Here is a 15448-nt window from a genome sequence, read left to right as displayed (position 1 = left end):
GGACGTGGACTTCCGGCTGACGGACGACCAGCAGGCCCTCAGGAAGGGCGTACGGGAGCTTCTGGAGCGCCGCTTCGACCGCGACGCGCTCCGGGCGGCCGCCGCGGGCCCGGCGGCCCTGGACCGCGGGCTGTGGCGGGAGCTGGGCGCGGCGGGGTTCTTCGCGCTGCGGCTGCCGGAGGCGGCGGGGGGCGTGGGGCTCGGACTTCCGGAGGCGGTGATCGCCTTCGAGGAGGCCGGGCGGGTGCTGCTCCCGGGGCCGCTGATCGCGACGCACCTGGCGGCGGGGGAGGTGGAGGGAGCGGCGGAGGGGGAGGCCGTGGTGGCGGCGCCCGACGGGCCCCTCGTCGAGTGGCTGGACGAGGCCGACGTGGTCGTGGGCGACGCGGCGGGCGCCGTGCCGATCCGGTCGGTGGACCCGCTGACGCCCCTGCACCGGCTGCCCGTCCCCGCTCTCCGCACCCCGGCGGAGGGGGTCGGCCGGACGGGGAGCCGGCGCCTGACCGCCGCGCTCCTCAGCGCCGCCGAGCAGGTGGGGAGCGCCGGGCGGACCACCGAGGCGGCCGTCGCGCACGCCGGGACCAGGGAGCAGTTCGGGCAGCCGATCGGGGGCTTCCAGGCCGTCAAGCACCTGTGCGCCGGAATGCTCGTACGAACTGAGGTCGCCCGCGCCGCCGTCTACGCCGCCGCCGTGACCGGCGACCCCGTCGAGATCGCCGGGGCCAAGCTGCTCGCCGACGAGGCGGCCGTCGACTGCGCCCGGGACTGCCTCCAGGTGCACGGCGGGATGGGCTTCACCTGGGAGTCCGAGGTGCATCTGCATCTGAAGCGGGCCTGGGTCCGGGCCGAGCGGTGGATGCCCAGGGCCCTCGCGGAGGAGGCGGAGGCGGCTCACCTGTCGCCGTCGTGACGCTCCGCGCTCACGGAGCGTCGATATCGGGTTGTGTCCTTCGAGCGGGCCGTCACGGCCCGGAGTCGGGGCCCCGCTCCGGTACTCTCCGTGGGATGCGAGTGGTTGTGTGCCCGGTTCGTCCCGGTGTTGCCCGTGCGGCGGCTCCGGCGCCCGGAATGCCCGCCGCTCGCGCCCTATGGAGGCGCCGTACGCGCCCCTGTTCGACTACCCGCAGCGTGCGTCGCACAGTATGGGCCATGCGTACTCCTTCGCGCTGGAATATGCCCGAAGCGCTTGTTGCGGTGACTGTACGTCAACCATGCTGTCTCACAAGGGATTCACGTTCCGTAAGGACGTCGATGGCTGCTGTGAGGCGCGAGGCGATGTGTCCGCCGGTTCGGATGGTGTGAGCGGTGCAGGTGCTCCAGGTTCAGTTGGAGGTCGGGCCCGACCCGGCCGAGGTGGGACGCGCCCGGCGATGGGCGCGTTCGAGGCTCGCCGGATCGGGCATAGGGGACGACGAGCCGCTGGCGGAGACGCTGGTGCTGCTCATCTCCGAACTCGTGACCAACGCCGTGGTGCACACCGGCTGCCCGGCGGTGCTCCGGATGCTGTTCGGCGCGGGCTGTCCGGAGGCCGGGACGGTGCGGGTGGAGGTCGCCGACAGGAGTGACCGGCCGCCCCGCCCCCGCCACGCCGAGGGCGAGGACACCAACGGGCGCGGCCTGGAGCTGGTGGACGGCCTGGCCGACCGGTGGGGCTGGCAGCGCGAAGGCGTCGGCAAGAGCATCTGGTGCGAGGTGGACCGCGGGGCGCCCACGGCCGCCCCGGCCGTCACGCCACCCGCCGGTCCGACCGCCTCGGTCTCCGTGGCGCACTACTGACGGCTCGCGGTGGGGCGCTCGCCCCGAGGCGAGTGGTTCCACCGCATCCCGGCCGTGACGGGCCCCTGCGCGCGACGTCGTACCCGCGCCGCCGTCTCCGCGCCGTCCCGCCGTGGCGTCGTACCCGGGCGTTCCTCCCCGGGTCGTCAGAGGATCGCGACCGGAGCCACCGGTGTGCCCGTGCCGCCCACGAAGGGCTCGGGCATCGCGGAGAGCAGGAAGGCGTACCGCCCGCTCTGTGCACAGGCTGTGGACAGACTTTCCAGATTCCAGTTCTGGCCCTGGAGCATCCCCATCTCGACGAGATCCAGCGCGTGCACGGGCAGCCAGAGGTCCTCGATCTCCGGCGGGAAGATCTCGAAGGTGAGCGTGTCGTTGGCGACGGCGGCGACCTCGCGCGCGTGGAACCACTCGGGCGTACGGATCGAGAGCCCCGGGGACGGGAAGGCGTACCCGTGCTTGTCCCCGGCCAGGTACGAGCGCATCTGCCCCGTCCGGACGAGGACGATGTCCCCCGACCGGACCGTCACCCGGCCGTACTCCGCCGCCTCGTCCAGGTCCTCCGGAGACACGGCGTGGTCCCCGGGCAGCCGGTCGAGCCCCTTCGCGGCGGCCACGTCGAGGAGGACGCCCCGGCTGACGACGTGCCGGGCCGTGTGGATCCCGCTGAACTCCGAGCGGCCGTGCGGCGTGATGGAGGCGGCCGGGCGGCCGTTGTAGATCCTGCCCGAGTGCGAGACATGGGTGAGCGCGTCCCAGTGGGTGGCCGCCTGGAGCCCGAAGGTCACCGCGTCGTCGCTGGTGGCGACCGTCCCCGGACCGAAGAGCTCCTGGTTGACCTGGACCATCACGTGCAGCGGATTGACCCGGCCGGCGATCATGCCGGTCTGCACGCCGTCCTGCTTCAGATCGAGGGCCAGCGGTATCCGCCGCCCCGAGCGGACGGCCAGAGCCGCCTCCCGCACCACCGCGTCGGTGATCAGGTTGAGCGTCCCCACCTCGTCGTCCCGTCCCCAACGCCCCCAGTTGTTGACGCGCTTGGCGATGTCGTGGAATTCGTCGGGAAGTGACATCCGGACCTCCGCGGGTCTTGTTCTCCGGTATCTGACGGACCGTAGAATTCAGCTGACGAACGAATCTAACGGACCGTCAGAAAAAGCGGGAAGGGGCCGGGCGTGGGGAACTTCTTGGCAGGCAAGGTCATCGCCGTCACGGGCGCGGGGCGGGGCATCGGCCGTGCGGTCGCCCTCGCCTGCGCGGCCGAGGGCGCGCGGGTCGTCGTCAACGACTACGGCGTCTCCGTCGGGGGCGGGGAGCCGGCCTCGGAGGTCGCGCTCGGTGTCGTCAAGGAGATCGAGGCGGCGGGCGGCGCGGCGGTCGCGGTCGCCGACGACATCTCCACGATGGCCGGCGGGCAGCGGATCGTGGACGTGGCGCTCGCGGAGTACGGGCGGGTCGACGGGGTCGTCTGCCTGGCCGGCATCCTGCGCGAGCGGATGCTCTTCAACATGTCGGAGGAGGAGTGGGACCCGGTCGTCGCCACCCATCTGAAGGGCACCTTCACCGTCTTCCGGGCCGCCTCCGCGGTCATGCGCGAGCAGGGGGCCGGCACGCTGATCGGCTTCACCAGCGGCAACCACCAGGGCTCGGTCGCCCAGGCCAACTACTCCGCGGCCAAGGGCGGGATCATCTCGCTCGTACGGAGCGCGGCGCTCGGCCTGCACAAATACGGGGTCACCGCCAACGCGGTCGCCCCCGTCGCGCGCACCCGGATGTCGGCCAACGTCCCCATGGAGCTGAAGGAGATCGGCGAACCGGAGGACGTGGCCGCCCTCGTCGTCTACCTCCTCTCCGACCGGGCCCGGCAGGAGGGCATCACCGGCCAGGTCTACACGATCGCCGGTCCCAAGATCGCGGTCTGGGCACAGCCGAGGGAGCTGCGCGCCGGCTACGCCGAGGGCGGGGCGTGGACGCCGGAGCGGATCGCCGACTTCCTGCCGGGAACGGTGGGGACGGACCCCATGCCGATGCTGGCGCTCCTGGAGGAGATGGCCCGGGCGGCGGCGCGGGGCGGCCGTCCCAACGCCGGGACGGAGCCGACGTCATGAGGGGGGTCGTGTTCGACGGCACGCGGGCCGAGGTCGTCGACGATCTGGAGGTCCGGGCCCCGGGCCCCGGCGAGGTGCTCGTCGCCGTCGCCGCCGCCGGGCTCTGCCACAGCGACCTGTCCGTCATCGACGGCACCATCCCCTTCCCCGCCCCCGTCGTCCTCGGCCACGAGGGCGCCGGCGTCGTCGAGGCCGTCGGTCCCGGAGTCACCCATGTCGTCCCCGGCGATCACGTCGCCCTCTCCACCCTCGCCAACTGCGGGGCCTGCGCGGACTGTGACCGCGGCCGGCCCACCATGTGCCGCAAGGCGATCGGCAGGCCCGGGCAGCCCTTCTCCCGCGCGGGGCGGCCGCTCTTCCAGTTCGCCTCGAACTCCTCCTTCGCCGAGAAGACCGTCGTCAAGGCCGTCCAGGCCGTGCGGATCCCCTCCGACATCCCCCTGACCTCCGCGGCGCTCATGGGCTGCGGCGTCCTCACCGGCGTCGGTGCCGTGCTCAACCGGGCCAGGGTCGGCCGCGGCGAGAGCGTCGTCGTCATCGGCGCAGGGGGGATCGGGCTCAACGTCCTCCAGGGCGCCCGGATCGCGGGCGCGCTCACCGTGGTCGCCGTGGACACCAACCCCGCGAAGGAGGAGACGGCCCGCCGCTTCGGCGCCACGCACTTCCTGACCTCGGCGGACGGCGTGCGGGAGGTCCTTCCCACCGGCGCCGACCACGTCTTCGAGTGCGTCGGGCACGTCGGCCTCGTGCGCGCGGCGATCGACCTGCTCGACCGGCACGGCCAGGCGGTCCTGCTCGGCATGACGGCCCCCACGGCGGAGGCGAGCTTCCCGCCCGCCGCGATGTTCCTGGACAAGTCGATCCTCGGCTGCCGCTACGGCTCCTCCCGGCCGCAGAAGGACATCGCCCTCTACGCCGAGCTGTATCGCCGGGGCCGCCTCCTCCTCGACGAGCTGGTCACCGAGACGTACCCGGTGGAGGACTTCGCCAAGGCGGCCGAGGACGCTGAGCAGGGGAGGGTCGCCCGGGGGGTGCTCACCTTCCGGTGACCGGTCGGGCGCCTCCGTCCCGGGGGCCCGGCCGCCCGGCCGCCCGCCTGGTCCGCCGCCGGTCGTGGCTCCGTCCGGTACGGCCCCCGGTCGCGGGCCGATCAGTCCCGCGCGCCCGCGCGGAAGGTGCGGCGGTAGGCCGTCGGCGTCACCCCGATGGCCGCCTGGAGGTGGGAGCGCAGCGACTGGGGGGTGCCGAAGCCGGCGCTGTGCGCGATCCGGTCGACCGGGAGGTCGGTGGACTCCAGGAGGTGCCGGGCGTGCTCCACCCGCTGGCGCGTCAGCCACTGCCCGGGGCTGACACCCACCTCCTCCCGGAAGCGGCGGGTGAACGTCCGGACGCTCATCGACTCACGGGCCGCCAGGTCGCGCAGCTGGATCGGCTCGTGCAGGTGCGCGAGGGCCCAGGCCCGGGCCCCCGTCGTCGTCGCCGTGCCCGGCGCGGGCAGCGGGCGTTCGATGTACTGAGCCTGGCCGCCGTCCCGATGGGGCGGTACGACGGTCCTGCGCGCGACCTCGTTGGCCACGGCCGTGCCGTGGTCGCGGCGCACGATGTGCAGGCACAGGTCGATCCCGGCGGCGACACCCGCCGACGTCAGCACGTCGCCGTCGTCGACGAAGAGGACGTCGGCGTCGACCCGTACGCTCGGGAACAGCCGTTGGAAGTGCGCGGCCGACGCCCAGTGCGTGGTGGCCGGCCGGCCGTCGAGGTAGCCGGCGGCGGCGAGGACGTAGCCGCCGGTGCAGATGGACACCAGCCGCGTGCCGGGCCGGATGTGGGCGAGCGCGGCGGCCAGCTCGTCGGTGAGCCGGCCCTCCTCGTAGACGGGCCCCAGTTCGTAGGAGGCCGGGACGACGACGGTGTCCGCCGTCGCGAGCGCTTCGGGGCCGTGCGCGACGTGCACGGAGAAGTCCGCGTCCGTCGGGACCGGCCCGGCGACCGGCGCACAGGTCACGATCGTGTAGAGGGGCCGGCCCCCGGAGTCCTTCGCGCGGCCGAAGATGCGGTGCGGTATGCCCAGCTCGAAGGGGAGCAGGCCGGGCAGGGCCAGGACGGCGATGCGGTGCGGCACGAAGAATTCCCTTTGTGGTCCAGACCAGTTGCTGCTAGAAGTCGGGTCCGTGACGGACAAGCAATCGGAGCACTACCCGTACAAGTCTGCGGTCCGGGACGCCATTCCCGTACCGACCGGGGCACCGGCCCTCTGGAACCGTAACTTCCGCCTCTTCTTCGTGGCCCGGGCCGCCGCCGTCTTCGGCGAGGGCATGGTGCCCGTCGCCCTCGCGGCCGGACTGCTCGGCGCCGGGCACTCCGGTTCCTCCGTCGGCTACGCCCTCGGCGCCTGGATCGGCCCCTTCGCGCTCTTCGTCGTCGTCGGCGGCGTGCTCGCGGACCGCTTCACCGCCCGCCGGATGATGATCCTCGCGGATCTGGTGAGGCTGCCGGGCGCGGCCGTCCTCGCCGTCTCCTTCGTCTCCGGCAGCCCTCCGCTGTGGAGCGTCTACGCGCTCTCGGCCGTCAGCGGGGTCGGGGCGGCGCTCTTCCAGCCGGGGGTCGCCTCCACGATCCCGCGCATCGCTCCGGACGTGCAGCGTGCCAACGCCGTCCTGCGGGTCGTCGAGTCCCTGATGACCATGGCGGGCCCGGCCGTCGCCGGTCTTCTCGTCGCGCTCTCCGGCGCGGGCGCGGCCTTCGCCGCCAACGGTTCGACCTTCGCGGTCAGCGCGCTCTGCCTCTTCCTCATGCGGATCCCGGCCGCCCCGGCGGACACGGCCGCGCGCGGTTCGCTCGGCTCGGAGATGATCGTCGGATGGCGGGAGTTCCGGGCCCGCAGCTGGCTGTGGGGGGTCATCGCGATCTGGACGGTGTACGGACTGACGGTCGCGGGGCCGATGGTCCCGCTCACCGCGACCCTCGTCACCGGCGACCACGGCTCGGCGGCGTACGGCGTGCTGATGGCGGTCCACGGCGCGGGGAGCGCGGCCGGCGGTCTGCTCGCCCTGCGACTGCGCCCGCGCCGGCCGCTGGCGGCGGGCGCGGTGGCCCTGCTCGGCCTCCCCGTGAACCTCGTCCTGCTCGGCTCGGGCGCGTCGGTGCAGGTGCTCGGCGTGGGGCAGTTCCTGGGCGGTGCGGCCTTCGCGTTCTGGCTGGTGATGTGGTCGACCTCGGTCCAGACGCATGTGCCGCAGGACGCCCTGAACCGCATGCACGCCTACGACGTGGCCGGATCGCTGCTGATGATGGCGGCCGGGCGGGCGCTCGCGGGACCGGTGGCGGAGGCGGTGGGGACGGAGGAGGTCCTGCTGGCGGGGGCGGGGATCGCGGTGCTCGTGGTGGGGGCGTTGCTGGTGGTGCGGCCGATCCGGAGCTTGCCCCGGGTGTAGCCGGGCGGAGGCCTTCCGCGAGACGGCCCGGATGGAGCCGGTTCCTCGCACGCCGGCCTCCGCGAGATGGCCCGATCTTTGCGAAAGCTGTCATTCGGGCCAGTGGTGGGCGCAGCGGCGGGTCACGATGCTGGGTGACGTGACCCAGACAACCGAGACCTCCCCGCCCGGGGCGCCCGCACCGCCCGCCCCGCGCCGTACCCCGCGCGTGCACCGTGCCTGGTCCGTCGCGGCCGTCACCTTCGTCACGATCATCGGCGCAGCGGCCTTCGCGTCGCTGCCCGGACTGCTGATCGAGCCGCTGCACGAGCAGTTCCGCTGGTCGCGGGGCACGATCGGCTTCGCGGTGTCGGTGAACCTCGCGCTGTACGGCCTGACGGCGCCGTTCGCCGCGGCCCTGATGGACCGTTTCGGCATCCGCCGGGTCGTCGCCGTCGCGCTGAGCGTGATCGCCGTCGGCTCCCTGCTGACGGTCTGGATGACGGCGGCCTGGCAGCTCGTCCTCTTCTGGGGGGTCCTGGTCGGCCTGGGCAGCGGCTCGATGGCCCTGGCGTTCGCGGCGACGGTGACGAACCGGTGGTTCGTGGCCCGGCGCGGTCTGGTGACCGGCGTCCTGACGGCGGCCGGCGCCTCGGGCCAGCTCGTCTTCCTGCCGCTGCTCTCCTGGCTGGTCGAGAACCACGGCTGGCGCCCCGCCTCCGTGACCGTCGCCCTCTCCGCCCTGGCGGTCGTCCCCTTCGTCTGGCTCCTGCTGCGCGACCACCCGGCGGACGTGGGCCTCGCGCCGTACGGCGGCGTGTACGCCGAGAAGCCCGCTCCGGCCGTGGGCGCGGCGCGCCGGGCCGTGACCGTCCTCCTCAAGGCCGCCCGCACCGGCCCGTTCTGGCTCCTCGCCGGCACCTTCGCGATCTGCGGGGCCACTACCAACGGGCTGGTCAGGACGCATTTCGTGCCCGCCGCCCACGACCACGGCATGCCCATCGTCGCGGCGGCCTCGCTGCTCGCCGTCATCGGCGTCTTCGACGTCGTCGGCACGATCGCGTCGGGCTGGTTCACCGACCGCTTCGAGTCGCGGCGGCTGCTCGCGGTGTACTACGCGCTGCGCGGGGTGTCGCTGCTCTTCCTGCCCCTGCTGCTGGCCCCGGCGGTCCAGCCGCCGATCCTCTTCTTCATCGTCTTCTACGGCCTGGACTGGGTCGCCACGGTCCCGCCGACGATGGCCCTGTGCCGTGAGCACTACGGCGAGGACAGCGCGATCGTCTTCGGCTGGGTCCTCGCGTCCCACCAGGTCGGAGCGGCCCTGATAGCCTTCGCGGCCGGTGCGGCCCGCGACCTCTTCGGCTCGTACGACGTCGTCTGGTACACCTCCGGGGCCCTCTGCGCGGCGGCGGCCCTGATGGCCCTGGTCATCCGCCGCAGGCCGGCGGCGACGCTCGGCGCCGCGGTGTGAGGCGCCCGCACCGGCGTCCTCCGGGGTGGCGGTGGGACGGCACCGTCACGGAGTGAAGCGTCCGAACCGCCCCCGGTGGAAGAGCAGTGGAATCCCCTCGCCCGCCGCCCCCAGCGCCTCCACCCGGCCCACCACGATCAGGTGATCCCCGCCGGTGTGGACCTGGGCGATCGCGCAGTCGATCCAGGCCGGGGCTCCCTCCAGGCGCGGGGAGCCCGTGACCGGCGCGGGGGTGTGGGCCACGCCGGCGAACTTGTCCGTGCCGCTCCTCGCGAAGCCCAGGCACAGCTCGCCCTGGTCCGCGCCGAGGATGTTGACGCAGAAGGCGCCGGCCCGGGCGATGTGCGGCCAGGTCCTCGACGTACGGGCCACCATGAAGGCGACCAGCGGCGGGTCCAGGGACAGCGAGGCGAAGGACTGGCAGGCGAAGCCCGCCGGCCCTTCGGGGCCGAGGGCCGTCACGACCGTGACCCCGCTCGCGAAGTGGCCCAGCACGCGCCGGAACTCGCCCGGATCGACCGCCGGCCGTTCGTCGTCCCGCACCGCCCGGAGCCGTCGCCCGGAGTGGGGCCCGACGGCCGTGGGTGTCCCTGCCGACCTGAGGTACCGGACGGCGGTGGCCGCCATCCCCGCGTGTCCCATCACATGACCCATTGAAACTGACGAGTCGTCAGATGGGAACCCTCGGGCGCGCCCCGGTCGAGGCGCCCCCGGGGGCGTGTCCGTGAAGTCCCGCCCGGGTCGCGACACCCTCCGAGCGGACGCCACGGCGGACACCCCCCGGGGCCGGCGATCAGATCAACGCGTCCTTGAAGGCGATGTTCACCCGGCGGTCGCCGGACTCGCCCGAGGCGAAGCCGAAGGCCAGCCGGGGCAGGAACGCGCCGGGCCGGGCCGCGTCGGGGACGAGCATGATGTTGATGCCCTCGGGCTCCCGGAAGACCAGGCTCTTCAGGGCCCGGGTCAGAGCGCGCTCCGAGACCCCGGTGTTCAGGTCGACCCGGGTGATGTGGGTGGTGCCCACGTCCGCCGTGTTCGTCGGACCGCCGTCCGCGTACGCCTCGCCCTCGTACATGTAGAGGTACGAGCCGTAGAGGCAGAACCCCTGCGCGTCGTAGACGGGCCGGGGCAGATCCGCGAAGTGGTGCAGCGGTGCTCCCAGCGGCGCGGCGACCGCCGTGTCCAGGTCCCAGACCGCGCACTGCAACTGCCCGTTGCGGTTGAAGCGGACGAGGACGCGGCGGTGCTGCATGTCGACCACCGGCCGCGGCGCGCTCAGTGTGGTGCCCGCGCCCGGCAGCTGGAGCGGGTCGGGCGTGCGGTCCTTGAAGTTCATCGCCGTACGGTCGGCCGCGTCGTCCCAGTGGAAGCTGCGCGGCGGCTGGTCGGCGGCCGGGCCCAGGTACTTGATGCGGCAGACCTTGGTGCCGAAGCCGGTGTCCTCCGAGTTCGGCTGCGAGTCGTACTCGATCCAGATGTACGGCGCCGAGCCCGCCGCCGTCGGCTCGATGCCGATCTGGGCGCCGTGCCCGAACCCGCGCAGGTACATCCGCCCCAGCTTCGTCGAACCGTCCGCGCTGAGCTTGGTGATGGCGATGTCACCCTCACGCTTGCGGGTCGCGTAGGACACCCCGTCGCCGGGGTTGTACATGACCTGGGCGACGTACCAGTGCTTGTTGATGTGGTCGTACCCCGCGCACTGCATCACGGTCGGACACCATGCCTGCTTGTGCATGAAGAGGGCGTCCGAGGCGTCGCCGAGGTCGAACGCCGGCGACGCGGGCAGGGCCAGGGCCCCGGCCTCCGCGGTCACGGCCCCCAGCGGCGGCCGCGCCTGCGCCGACGCCGCCGTGGCACCCCCCAAAACCAGACCGGCGGCGGCGCCACCGCCGAGCCGTATGAGCCCTCGCCGGCTGACCGGCCCCGTTCCGAACGTGCTCATCATGTTCCCCTCGTGGAAAGGACGTTGAGGGGACAACGTAACCCGCAGGGCCGTGGCGGTGACGTCCCGGCCGGACCGCGACCGCCTACCGGCCCTCGTACCGCGCCGGCCGCCGCTCCACGAAGCTCGACACCCCTTCGTTCGCGTCCCGCGTCGTCATGTTGATCTCCTGCGCGGCCGCCTCCGCGGCGAAGGCCGCCGCCCGGTCGCCGTCCAGGGAGGCGTTCACCAGCTGCTTGGTCAGCGCCAGCGCCCGCGTCGGGCCCTGGGCGAGCCGCTCCGCCCACTCCCGCGCCGTCTTCTCCAGCTCCTCCGCGGGGACGACCCGGTTCACCAGCCCGATGCTCCGCGCCTCGTGTGCCGCGACCGCGTCACCGAAGAACATCAGCTCCTTCGCCCGCTGCGGGCCGATCAGCCGGGTCAGCAGATACGCCCCGCCCCCGTCCGGCACCAGACCCCGCCGCGCGAACACCTCGACGAACGTCGCCGACTCGGCCGCCAGCACCAGATCGCAGGCGAACGCCAGATGCGCCCCGATGCCCGCCGCCGTCCCGTTCACCGCCGCGATCACCGGCTTCTCGCAGTCCAGCACGGCCCCGATCAGCCGCTGCGCCCCCTGCCGGATCAGCCGCGCCACGTCTCCCGGTACGCGCTCCCCGGCGGCCGGCCCTCCGCGCAGGTCCGCCCCCGCGCAGAAGCCCCGCCCGGTCGCCGTCAGCACCACCGCGCGGACGTCCGGGTCGGCGGAGGCGTCCCCGAGCAGCGCGATGATCCGCTCCCGCTGGTCCGGGGTGACCGCGTTCATCGCCTCGGGCCGGTCGAGCGTGATCCACGAGACGCCGTGCGCCACACGGTGCCGTACCTCCTCCCGCCGCGTCACGCCTCCTCCCGGCACACGGCGAGCGCGTCCAGGGCCACCGCGCCCTGCCCGCGCGGCAGCACCATCAGCGGGTTGATGTCCAGCTCGGCGAGATCGCCGTCGAGTTCGAGCGCCATCCGCTGCACCCGCAGCACCACCTCCACCAGCGCGTCCACATCCCCCGCCGGCGCCCCCCGCACCCCGTCGAGCAGCGCCCGCCCGCGCAGCTCGCCGAGCATGTCCCGCGCCTCCCGCTCCCCGAACGGCGGCACGCGCACGGCCGTGTCCCGCAGCACCTCGACCAGCACTCCGCCCAGACCGACCGTGACGGTCGGCCCGAACAGCGGGTCCCGGGTCATCCCCACCACCATCTCGACCCCGCGCCCGACCATCTGGCACACCAGGATGCCGTCGAGGCCGACGCCCTCGTATCGGGCGATGTCGGTCAGCTCGCGGTAAGCGTCCCGGACCTGGCTCGCCGAGGTCAGCCCGACCTTCACGAGGCCCAGCTCCGTCTTGTGGGCGATCTGGGCGCCGGACGCCTTCATCACGACCGGGTAACCGACCTGGCCGGCGGCCCGGACCGCCGCCGCCGCGCTGGTCACCAGCTGCTCGCGCGGCACCCGGATCCCGTACGCCCGCAGCAGCTGCTTCGCCGCGTGCTCGCTCAGCCGCCGGCCCGGCCGCATCAGCGCCTGAGCCTTGCGGAAGGAGGGAGAGGGGGTGCGCGGGGCCTCGTCGAAGGGAGAACGGTAGGCGGTGGTGAAGCGGTGGTGGTCGAGATACGCCTTCACGGCTCCGATGCAGTTGCCGAACGTACGGAAGGTGGCGACGCGCGACGAGCCGAGGAGGGTCTCGCGGTAGGCCGCCTCGGTCCCCACCGGCGAGCCCCACACCACGCACACCAGCTTGTCCGTGGCCTCGGCCGCGTCCACCAGGTCCTGCGCCAGCCGGTCGCTCATCGGCGGGAAGGGCCCGGTGATCGGACAGACCAGGACGCCGACCGACGGGTCCGCAAGGATCGCGTCGATGATCTTCCGGCCTCGCCAGTCGCCTACCGGGTGGCCGCCGTTGTCGACCGGGTTCGCCACGTTCAGGTAGTCCGGTATCCACTGGTGCAGCTCGGCCTGCTTCGCCTCCGGCAGCGCCGGCAGCCGCAGCCCGGCGGCCGTGGCCAGATCGCTGAAGTGCGCCCCGGTGCCGCCGGAGATGGAGTAGACGACGACCCCGTCGGCGACGGGCTTGCGGGCCCGGGCCAGGAGGGCCGCGGTGTCCTGGAGCTCGTCCAGCCCGTCGACCCGGATGACCCCGAACTGGCGCATGGCGGCGTCGACGACCCGGTCCGCGCCGGTCAGCTTGCCGGTGTGCGAGGCGGCCGTGCGGGCTCCGGCCTCGGTGCGCCCGACCTTGACCGCGACGACCGGCACCCCCCGGCGCGCGGCCCGGTCGGCGGCGAGCAGGAAGGCGCGCCCGTCCTTGAGGCCCTCGACGTAGCACGCGATGGCACCGACCTCGGGCAGCTGGGAGAAGTACGAGATGAAGTCGGCGGTCTCAAGATCGGCCTCGTTGCCGGTGGGCGCCCAGTGGGAGAGCCGTATCCCCAGCTCCTGGAGGGTGTGGACCGGCCGGCCCTGGTGCCCGGACTGGGTGATCAGCGCGATCGCCGGGCCGTCGAGGTCCTCGCGGAAGCGCTCGAAGGCGTTGAGGTTGGTGTTGGGTCCGAGGAGCCGGATCCCCGAGCGCCGCACGGCCTCGGCGAGCCGCTCCTGCGCGTCGGCGCCCTCCCGCCCGGTCTCGGCGAATCCGGACGCGAACGCGACCGCGAACCGCACCTTCGCCTCCGCCAGCTCCTCGATCACGGGAAGCGGGTCGGCCACGAGGAGCACGGCGAGGTCGACGGGTCCGGCGAGCGCCGCGGCGAGGGCGCCGACGGACGGCACGCAGGGGATCCCGAAGACCGACGCGCGGGTGGGGTGCACGGGCACCAGCTCGGCTCCGACCCTCTCCGCCCAGGCGATGAGCTGCCGGGTGATCCCGGTGTGGGGCCGCCCCTCGGCGTCGGAGGCCCCGACGACGGCGACGGCCCGGGGCCGGAAGAACCGGTCGAGATCGGGGACGGGGGCGTGCAGCGGCCGCCCGCTGACGTCCCGGTCGCCCTCCACGGCGGTGACACCGTGGACGGCGATGCCGGGTGTCCCGGCGTGCTCCCCGCAGGCGACCACGCGGGCGCGGAGATCGGTGGTGAAGGTGCCGTGTGTCGATCCAAGCATCGTTCCGCCCGTCCCTCGTCGTGACCTGACGCACAGTCAGATTACAAGTCTGACGGCCTGTCAGGAATACTCGTGACCGAAGAGCACGTGAAGGAGCGGACGCGGGGGGCCGGGCGGGGGCGGCGAGGGAACCCGTGGGGCGGTCGCGGGGGGCCCGGGCGGGGGCGGTCGGGGGCCGAGCGCGGGGTCGCGGGAGCGGTCGCCGGGGGAGAGCGGGGGCGCGGGGGGCGGGCGCGGGGGCGCGGGAGCGCGCCGCGGCCCCGGGGTGCGGCCCCGCGGTTGCGGCCCGCCCCGCCCGGCCTGCCGTGCGCCGGGGGGGGCGTCCGGCCGACGGCCACTGCCCCCGGGGCCGGTCCGACCAGGCGCCGCCCCCGGGCCTCGGTCCACCGCGCCGCCCCTCCGGGCTGCCCTCCACCGCGCCGCCGCCCCGCCGGGCCGCGGTCTACCGCGCCGCCGCCTTGGCGATCCGGCGGGCGATCTTCCTGGCGTCGATCGCCATCTCCCGGAACATCCCGCTGATCGGGTTCGTGTAGCCCGTGAAGTACAGACCGGGCGCCTCGCGCGGCGTCCGCGCCCCGTGCACCACGGGCCGTCCCCGCTCGTCGAGGACCCCCAGGTGCCCGACGAGGGGTTCCAGGCCCCGGCGGTAGCCGGTCGCGGCGATGACGGCGTCCGGGGTGATCCGGGAACCGTCCGCGAGGACGACCCCGTCGCCGTCGAAGGACTCGACCGCACCGACGATCTCCACCTTCCCGGTCCGCACGGCGTCGATGAGGCCGACGTCCTGCACCGGGACCGCCCCCTCGCGGACCCGGGAGTACAGGCCCGTGTCGGGACGCGGAAGGCCGCGCTCCGACAGGTCGGGCACGGAGATCCGGCACATCACGGCGCCCATCCGGTCCACCAGGCCCACGGGCAGCCGCCGCACCAGGATGCCCGTCCGCTGCGCCGGCCAGCCGGCCGTGGAGCGGCGCACGATGTGCGGCACCGTGCGCACCGCGAGCCGCACCCGCGCCGCGCCCCCCTCGGCGAGGTCGGCCGCGATCTCGGCGCCGGTGTTCCCCGCGCCGATGACGAGCACGTCCCGCCCGGCGTAGGGGGCCGGGTCCCGGTACGCGCTCGCGTGCGCGAGGTCGCCCGTGTAGGCGTCGAGGCCCGGCCGGTCGGGCAGGCGCGGGGTGTGGTTGTAGCCGGTCGCCACGACCACCGCGCTGCCGGTCAGCCGGCGCCCGCCGGTCGCGTGCAGGAGCCAGCTCTCGCCGTCCTCGGCGCGCTCGACCCGGAAGACCTCGACGCCCGTCACGATCTCCAGGGCGTGGACGTCGGCGTACTTCTCCAGGTAGCGCACCACGTCCGCGCGGGCGACCCACCGCCCGAAGGAGCGGGGTATGGGGAGTCCGGGCAGCGCGGAGAGCCGGCGGGTGGTGTGCAGCCGCAGCCGGTCGTAGTGGGAGCGCCAGGAGGCGCCGACGGCGTCGGACTTCTCCAGGACGACGGCCCGTACGCCCTGCTCGCGCAGGGTGGCGGCGACGGCGAGCCCGCCGGGGCCGCCGCCGATGACGTAGACGGGGTGGCCGGTCGAGCGGTCGTGGGGGGTGTGGTCCATGAA

General features: G+C 74.1%; 13 protein-coding genes. 6 read left to right on the top strand and 7 right to left on the bottom strand.

Annotation, left to right across the window (positions count from 1 at the left end; all coding sequences use genetic code 11):
• Positions 1-4 precede the first annotated feature (4 nt).
• Together AB0K65_RS11385 and AB0K65_RS11380 are read left to right on the top strand one after the other, a co-directional pair.
• Entirely contained in the window at positions 5-910 is a 906-nt protein-coding gene (locus AB0K65_RS11385) for an acyl-CoA dehydrogenase family protein (RefSeq protein ID WP_365715610.1), read from the top strand.
• 395 nt (positions 911-1305) lie between these two features.
• On the top strand, positions 1306-1776 hold the full coding sequence (locus AB0K65_RS11380) for an ATP-binding protein (RefSeq protein WP_365715546.1): 471 nt from the start codon (positions 1306-1308) through the stop codon (positions 1774-1776).
• 146 nt (positions 1777-1922) lie between these two features.
• Here AB0K65_RS11380 and AB0K65_RS11375 read toward each other — a convergent pair whose 3' ends face one another.
• The gene (locus AB0K65_RS11375; protein WP_365715545.1) at positions 1923-2849 is read right to left on the bottom strand and encodes a cyclase family protein; all 927 of its coding nucleotides are present in this window, start codon (positions 2847-2849) and stop codon (positions 1923-1925) included.
• Between the two features lie 102 nt (positions 2850-2951).
• Here AB0K65_RS11375 and AB0K65_RS11370 point away from each other — a divergent pair, with 102 nt between their 5' ends.
• The gene (locus AB0K65_RS11370; protein WP_365715543.1) at positions 2952-3884 is read left to right on the top strand and encodes an SDR family oxidoreductase; all 933 of its coding nucleotides are present in this window, start codon (positions 2952-2954) and stop codon (positions 3882-3884) included.
• A complete protein-coding gene (locus AB0K65_RS11365) occupies positions 3881-4933 on the top strand; it encodes a Zn-dependent alcohol dehydrogenase (protein WP_365715542.1) in 1053 nt (350 codons plus the stop codon). Before AB0K65_RS11370 ends, AB0K65_RS11365 begins: the two co-directional genes overlap by 4 nt.
• Positions 4934-5034: 101 nt before the next feature.
• Here AB0K65_RS11365 and AB0K65_RS11360 read toward each other — a convergent pair whose 3' ends face one another.
• Positions 5035-6006: a helix-turn-helix domain-containing protein gene (locus AB0K65_RS11360; protein WP_365715541.1), complete on the bottom strand. Its 972-nt coding sequence runs from the start codon at positions 6004-6006 to the stop codon at positions 5035-5037.
• A gap of 103 nt (positions 6007-6109) precedes the next feature.
• On the opposite strand from AB0K65_RS11360, the gene AB0K65_RS11355 reads away from it, so the two are divergent.
• Both AB0K65_RS11355 and AB0K65_RS11350 read left to right on the top strand, forming a co-directional pair.
• Positions 6110-7318, top strand: coding sequence for an MFS transporter (locus tag AB0K65_RS11355; RefSeq protein WP_365715609.1), 1209 nt, complete (start codon positions 6110-6112; stop codon positions 7316-7318).
• A gap of 127 nt (positions 7319-7445) precedes the next feature.
• The gene (locus AB0K65_RS11350) at positions 7446-8768 is read left to right on the top strand and encodes an MFS transporter (RefSeq protein ID WP_365715540.1); all 1323 of its coding nucleotides are present in this window, start codon (positions 7446-7448) and stop codon (positions 8766-8768) included.
• Positions 8769-8813: 45 nt separating this feature from the next.
• On the opposite strand, the gene AB0K65_RS11345 is transcribed toward AB0K65_RS11350, so the two are convergent.
• The 5 genes from AB0K65_RS11345 to AB0K65_RS11325 form a co-directional block, all read right to left on the bottom strand.
• Complete coding sequence (locus AB0K65_RS11345) at positions 8814-9422, bottom strand: flavin reductase family protein (protein WP_365715538.1); 609 nt, start codon at positions 9420-9422, stop codon at positions 8814-8816.
• A gap of 139 nt (positions 9423-9561) precedes the next feature.
• A complete protein-coding gene (locus AB0K65_RS11340) occupies positions 9562-10710 on the bottom strand; it encodes a hypothetical protein (RefSeq protein ID WP_365715537.1) in 1149 nt (382 codons plus the stop codon).
• Positions 10711-10795: 85 nt separating this feature from the next.
• Positions 10796-11515 carry an enoyl-CoA hydratase-related protein gene (locus AB0K65_RS11335; protein WP_365715608.1) on the bottom strand — a complete coding sequence of 240 codons (720 nt, stop codon included), beginning with the start codon at positions 11513-11515 and terminating at the stop codon, positions 10796-10798.
• Between the two features lie 71 nt (positions 11516-11586).
• Complete coding sequence (locus tag AB0K65_RS11330) at positions 11587-13839, bottom strand: acetate--CoA ligase family protein (protein ID WP_365715536.1); 2253 nt, start codon at positions 13837-13839, stop codon at positions 11587-11589.
• Positions 13840-14281: 442 nt separating this feature from the next.
• Entirely contained in the window at positions 14282-15445 is a 1164-nt protein-coding gene (locus AB0K65_RS11325; protein WP_365715535.1) for an NAD(P)/FAD-dependent oxidoreductase, read from the bottom strand.
• Between the last annotated feature and the right edge of the window lie 3 nt (positions 15446-15448).

It is taken from the genome of Streptomyces sp. NPDC053755 (assembly GCF_040677675.1).
In the GTDB taxonomy this organism is placed as follows: domain Bacteria; phylum Actinomycetota; class Actinomycetes; order Streptomycetales; family Streptomycetaceae; genus Streptomyces.
Note: the sequence above shows the minus strand (reverse complement) of the source record. Positions and strands in the feature narration are given on the sequence as shown.

Coding starts and splice junctions, on each gene's coding strand:
- AB0K65_RS11375 (WP_365715545.1), bottom strand. CDS start 2,849: ATGTCACTTCCCGACGAATTCCACGACATCGCCAAGCGCGTCAACAAC.
- AB0K65_RS11365 (WP_365715542.1), top strand. CDS start 3,881: ATGAGGGGGGTCGTGTTCGACGGCACGCGGGCCGAGGTCGTCGACGAT.
- AB0K65_RS11350 (WP_365715540.1), top strand. CDS start 7,446: ATGCTGGGTGACGTGACCCAGACAACCGAGACCTCCCCGCCCGGGGCG.
- AB0K65_RS11345 (WP_365715538.1), bottom strand. CDS start 9,422: ATGGGTCATGTGATGGGACACGCGGGGATGGCGGCCACCGCCGTCCGG.
- AB0K65_RS11340 (WP_365715537.1), bottom strand. CDS start 10,710: ATGAGCACGTTCGGAACGGGGCCGGTCAGCCGGCGAGGGCTCATACGG.
- AB0K65_RS11335 (WP_365715608.1), bottom strand. CDS start 11,515: ATGAACGCGGTCACCCCGGACCAGCGGGAGCGGATCATCGCGCTGCTC.
- AB0K65_RS11330 (WP_365715536.1), bottom strand. CDS start 13,839: ATGCTTGGATCGACACACGGCACCTTCACCACCGATCTCCGCGCCCGC.
- AB0K65_RS11325 (WP_365715535.1), bottom strand. CDS start 15,445: ATGGACCACACCCCCCACGACCGCTCGACCGGCCACCCCGTCTACGTC.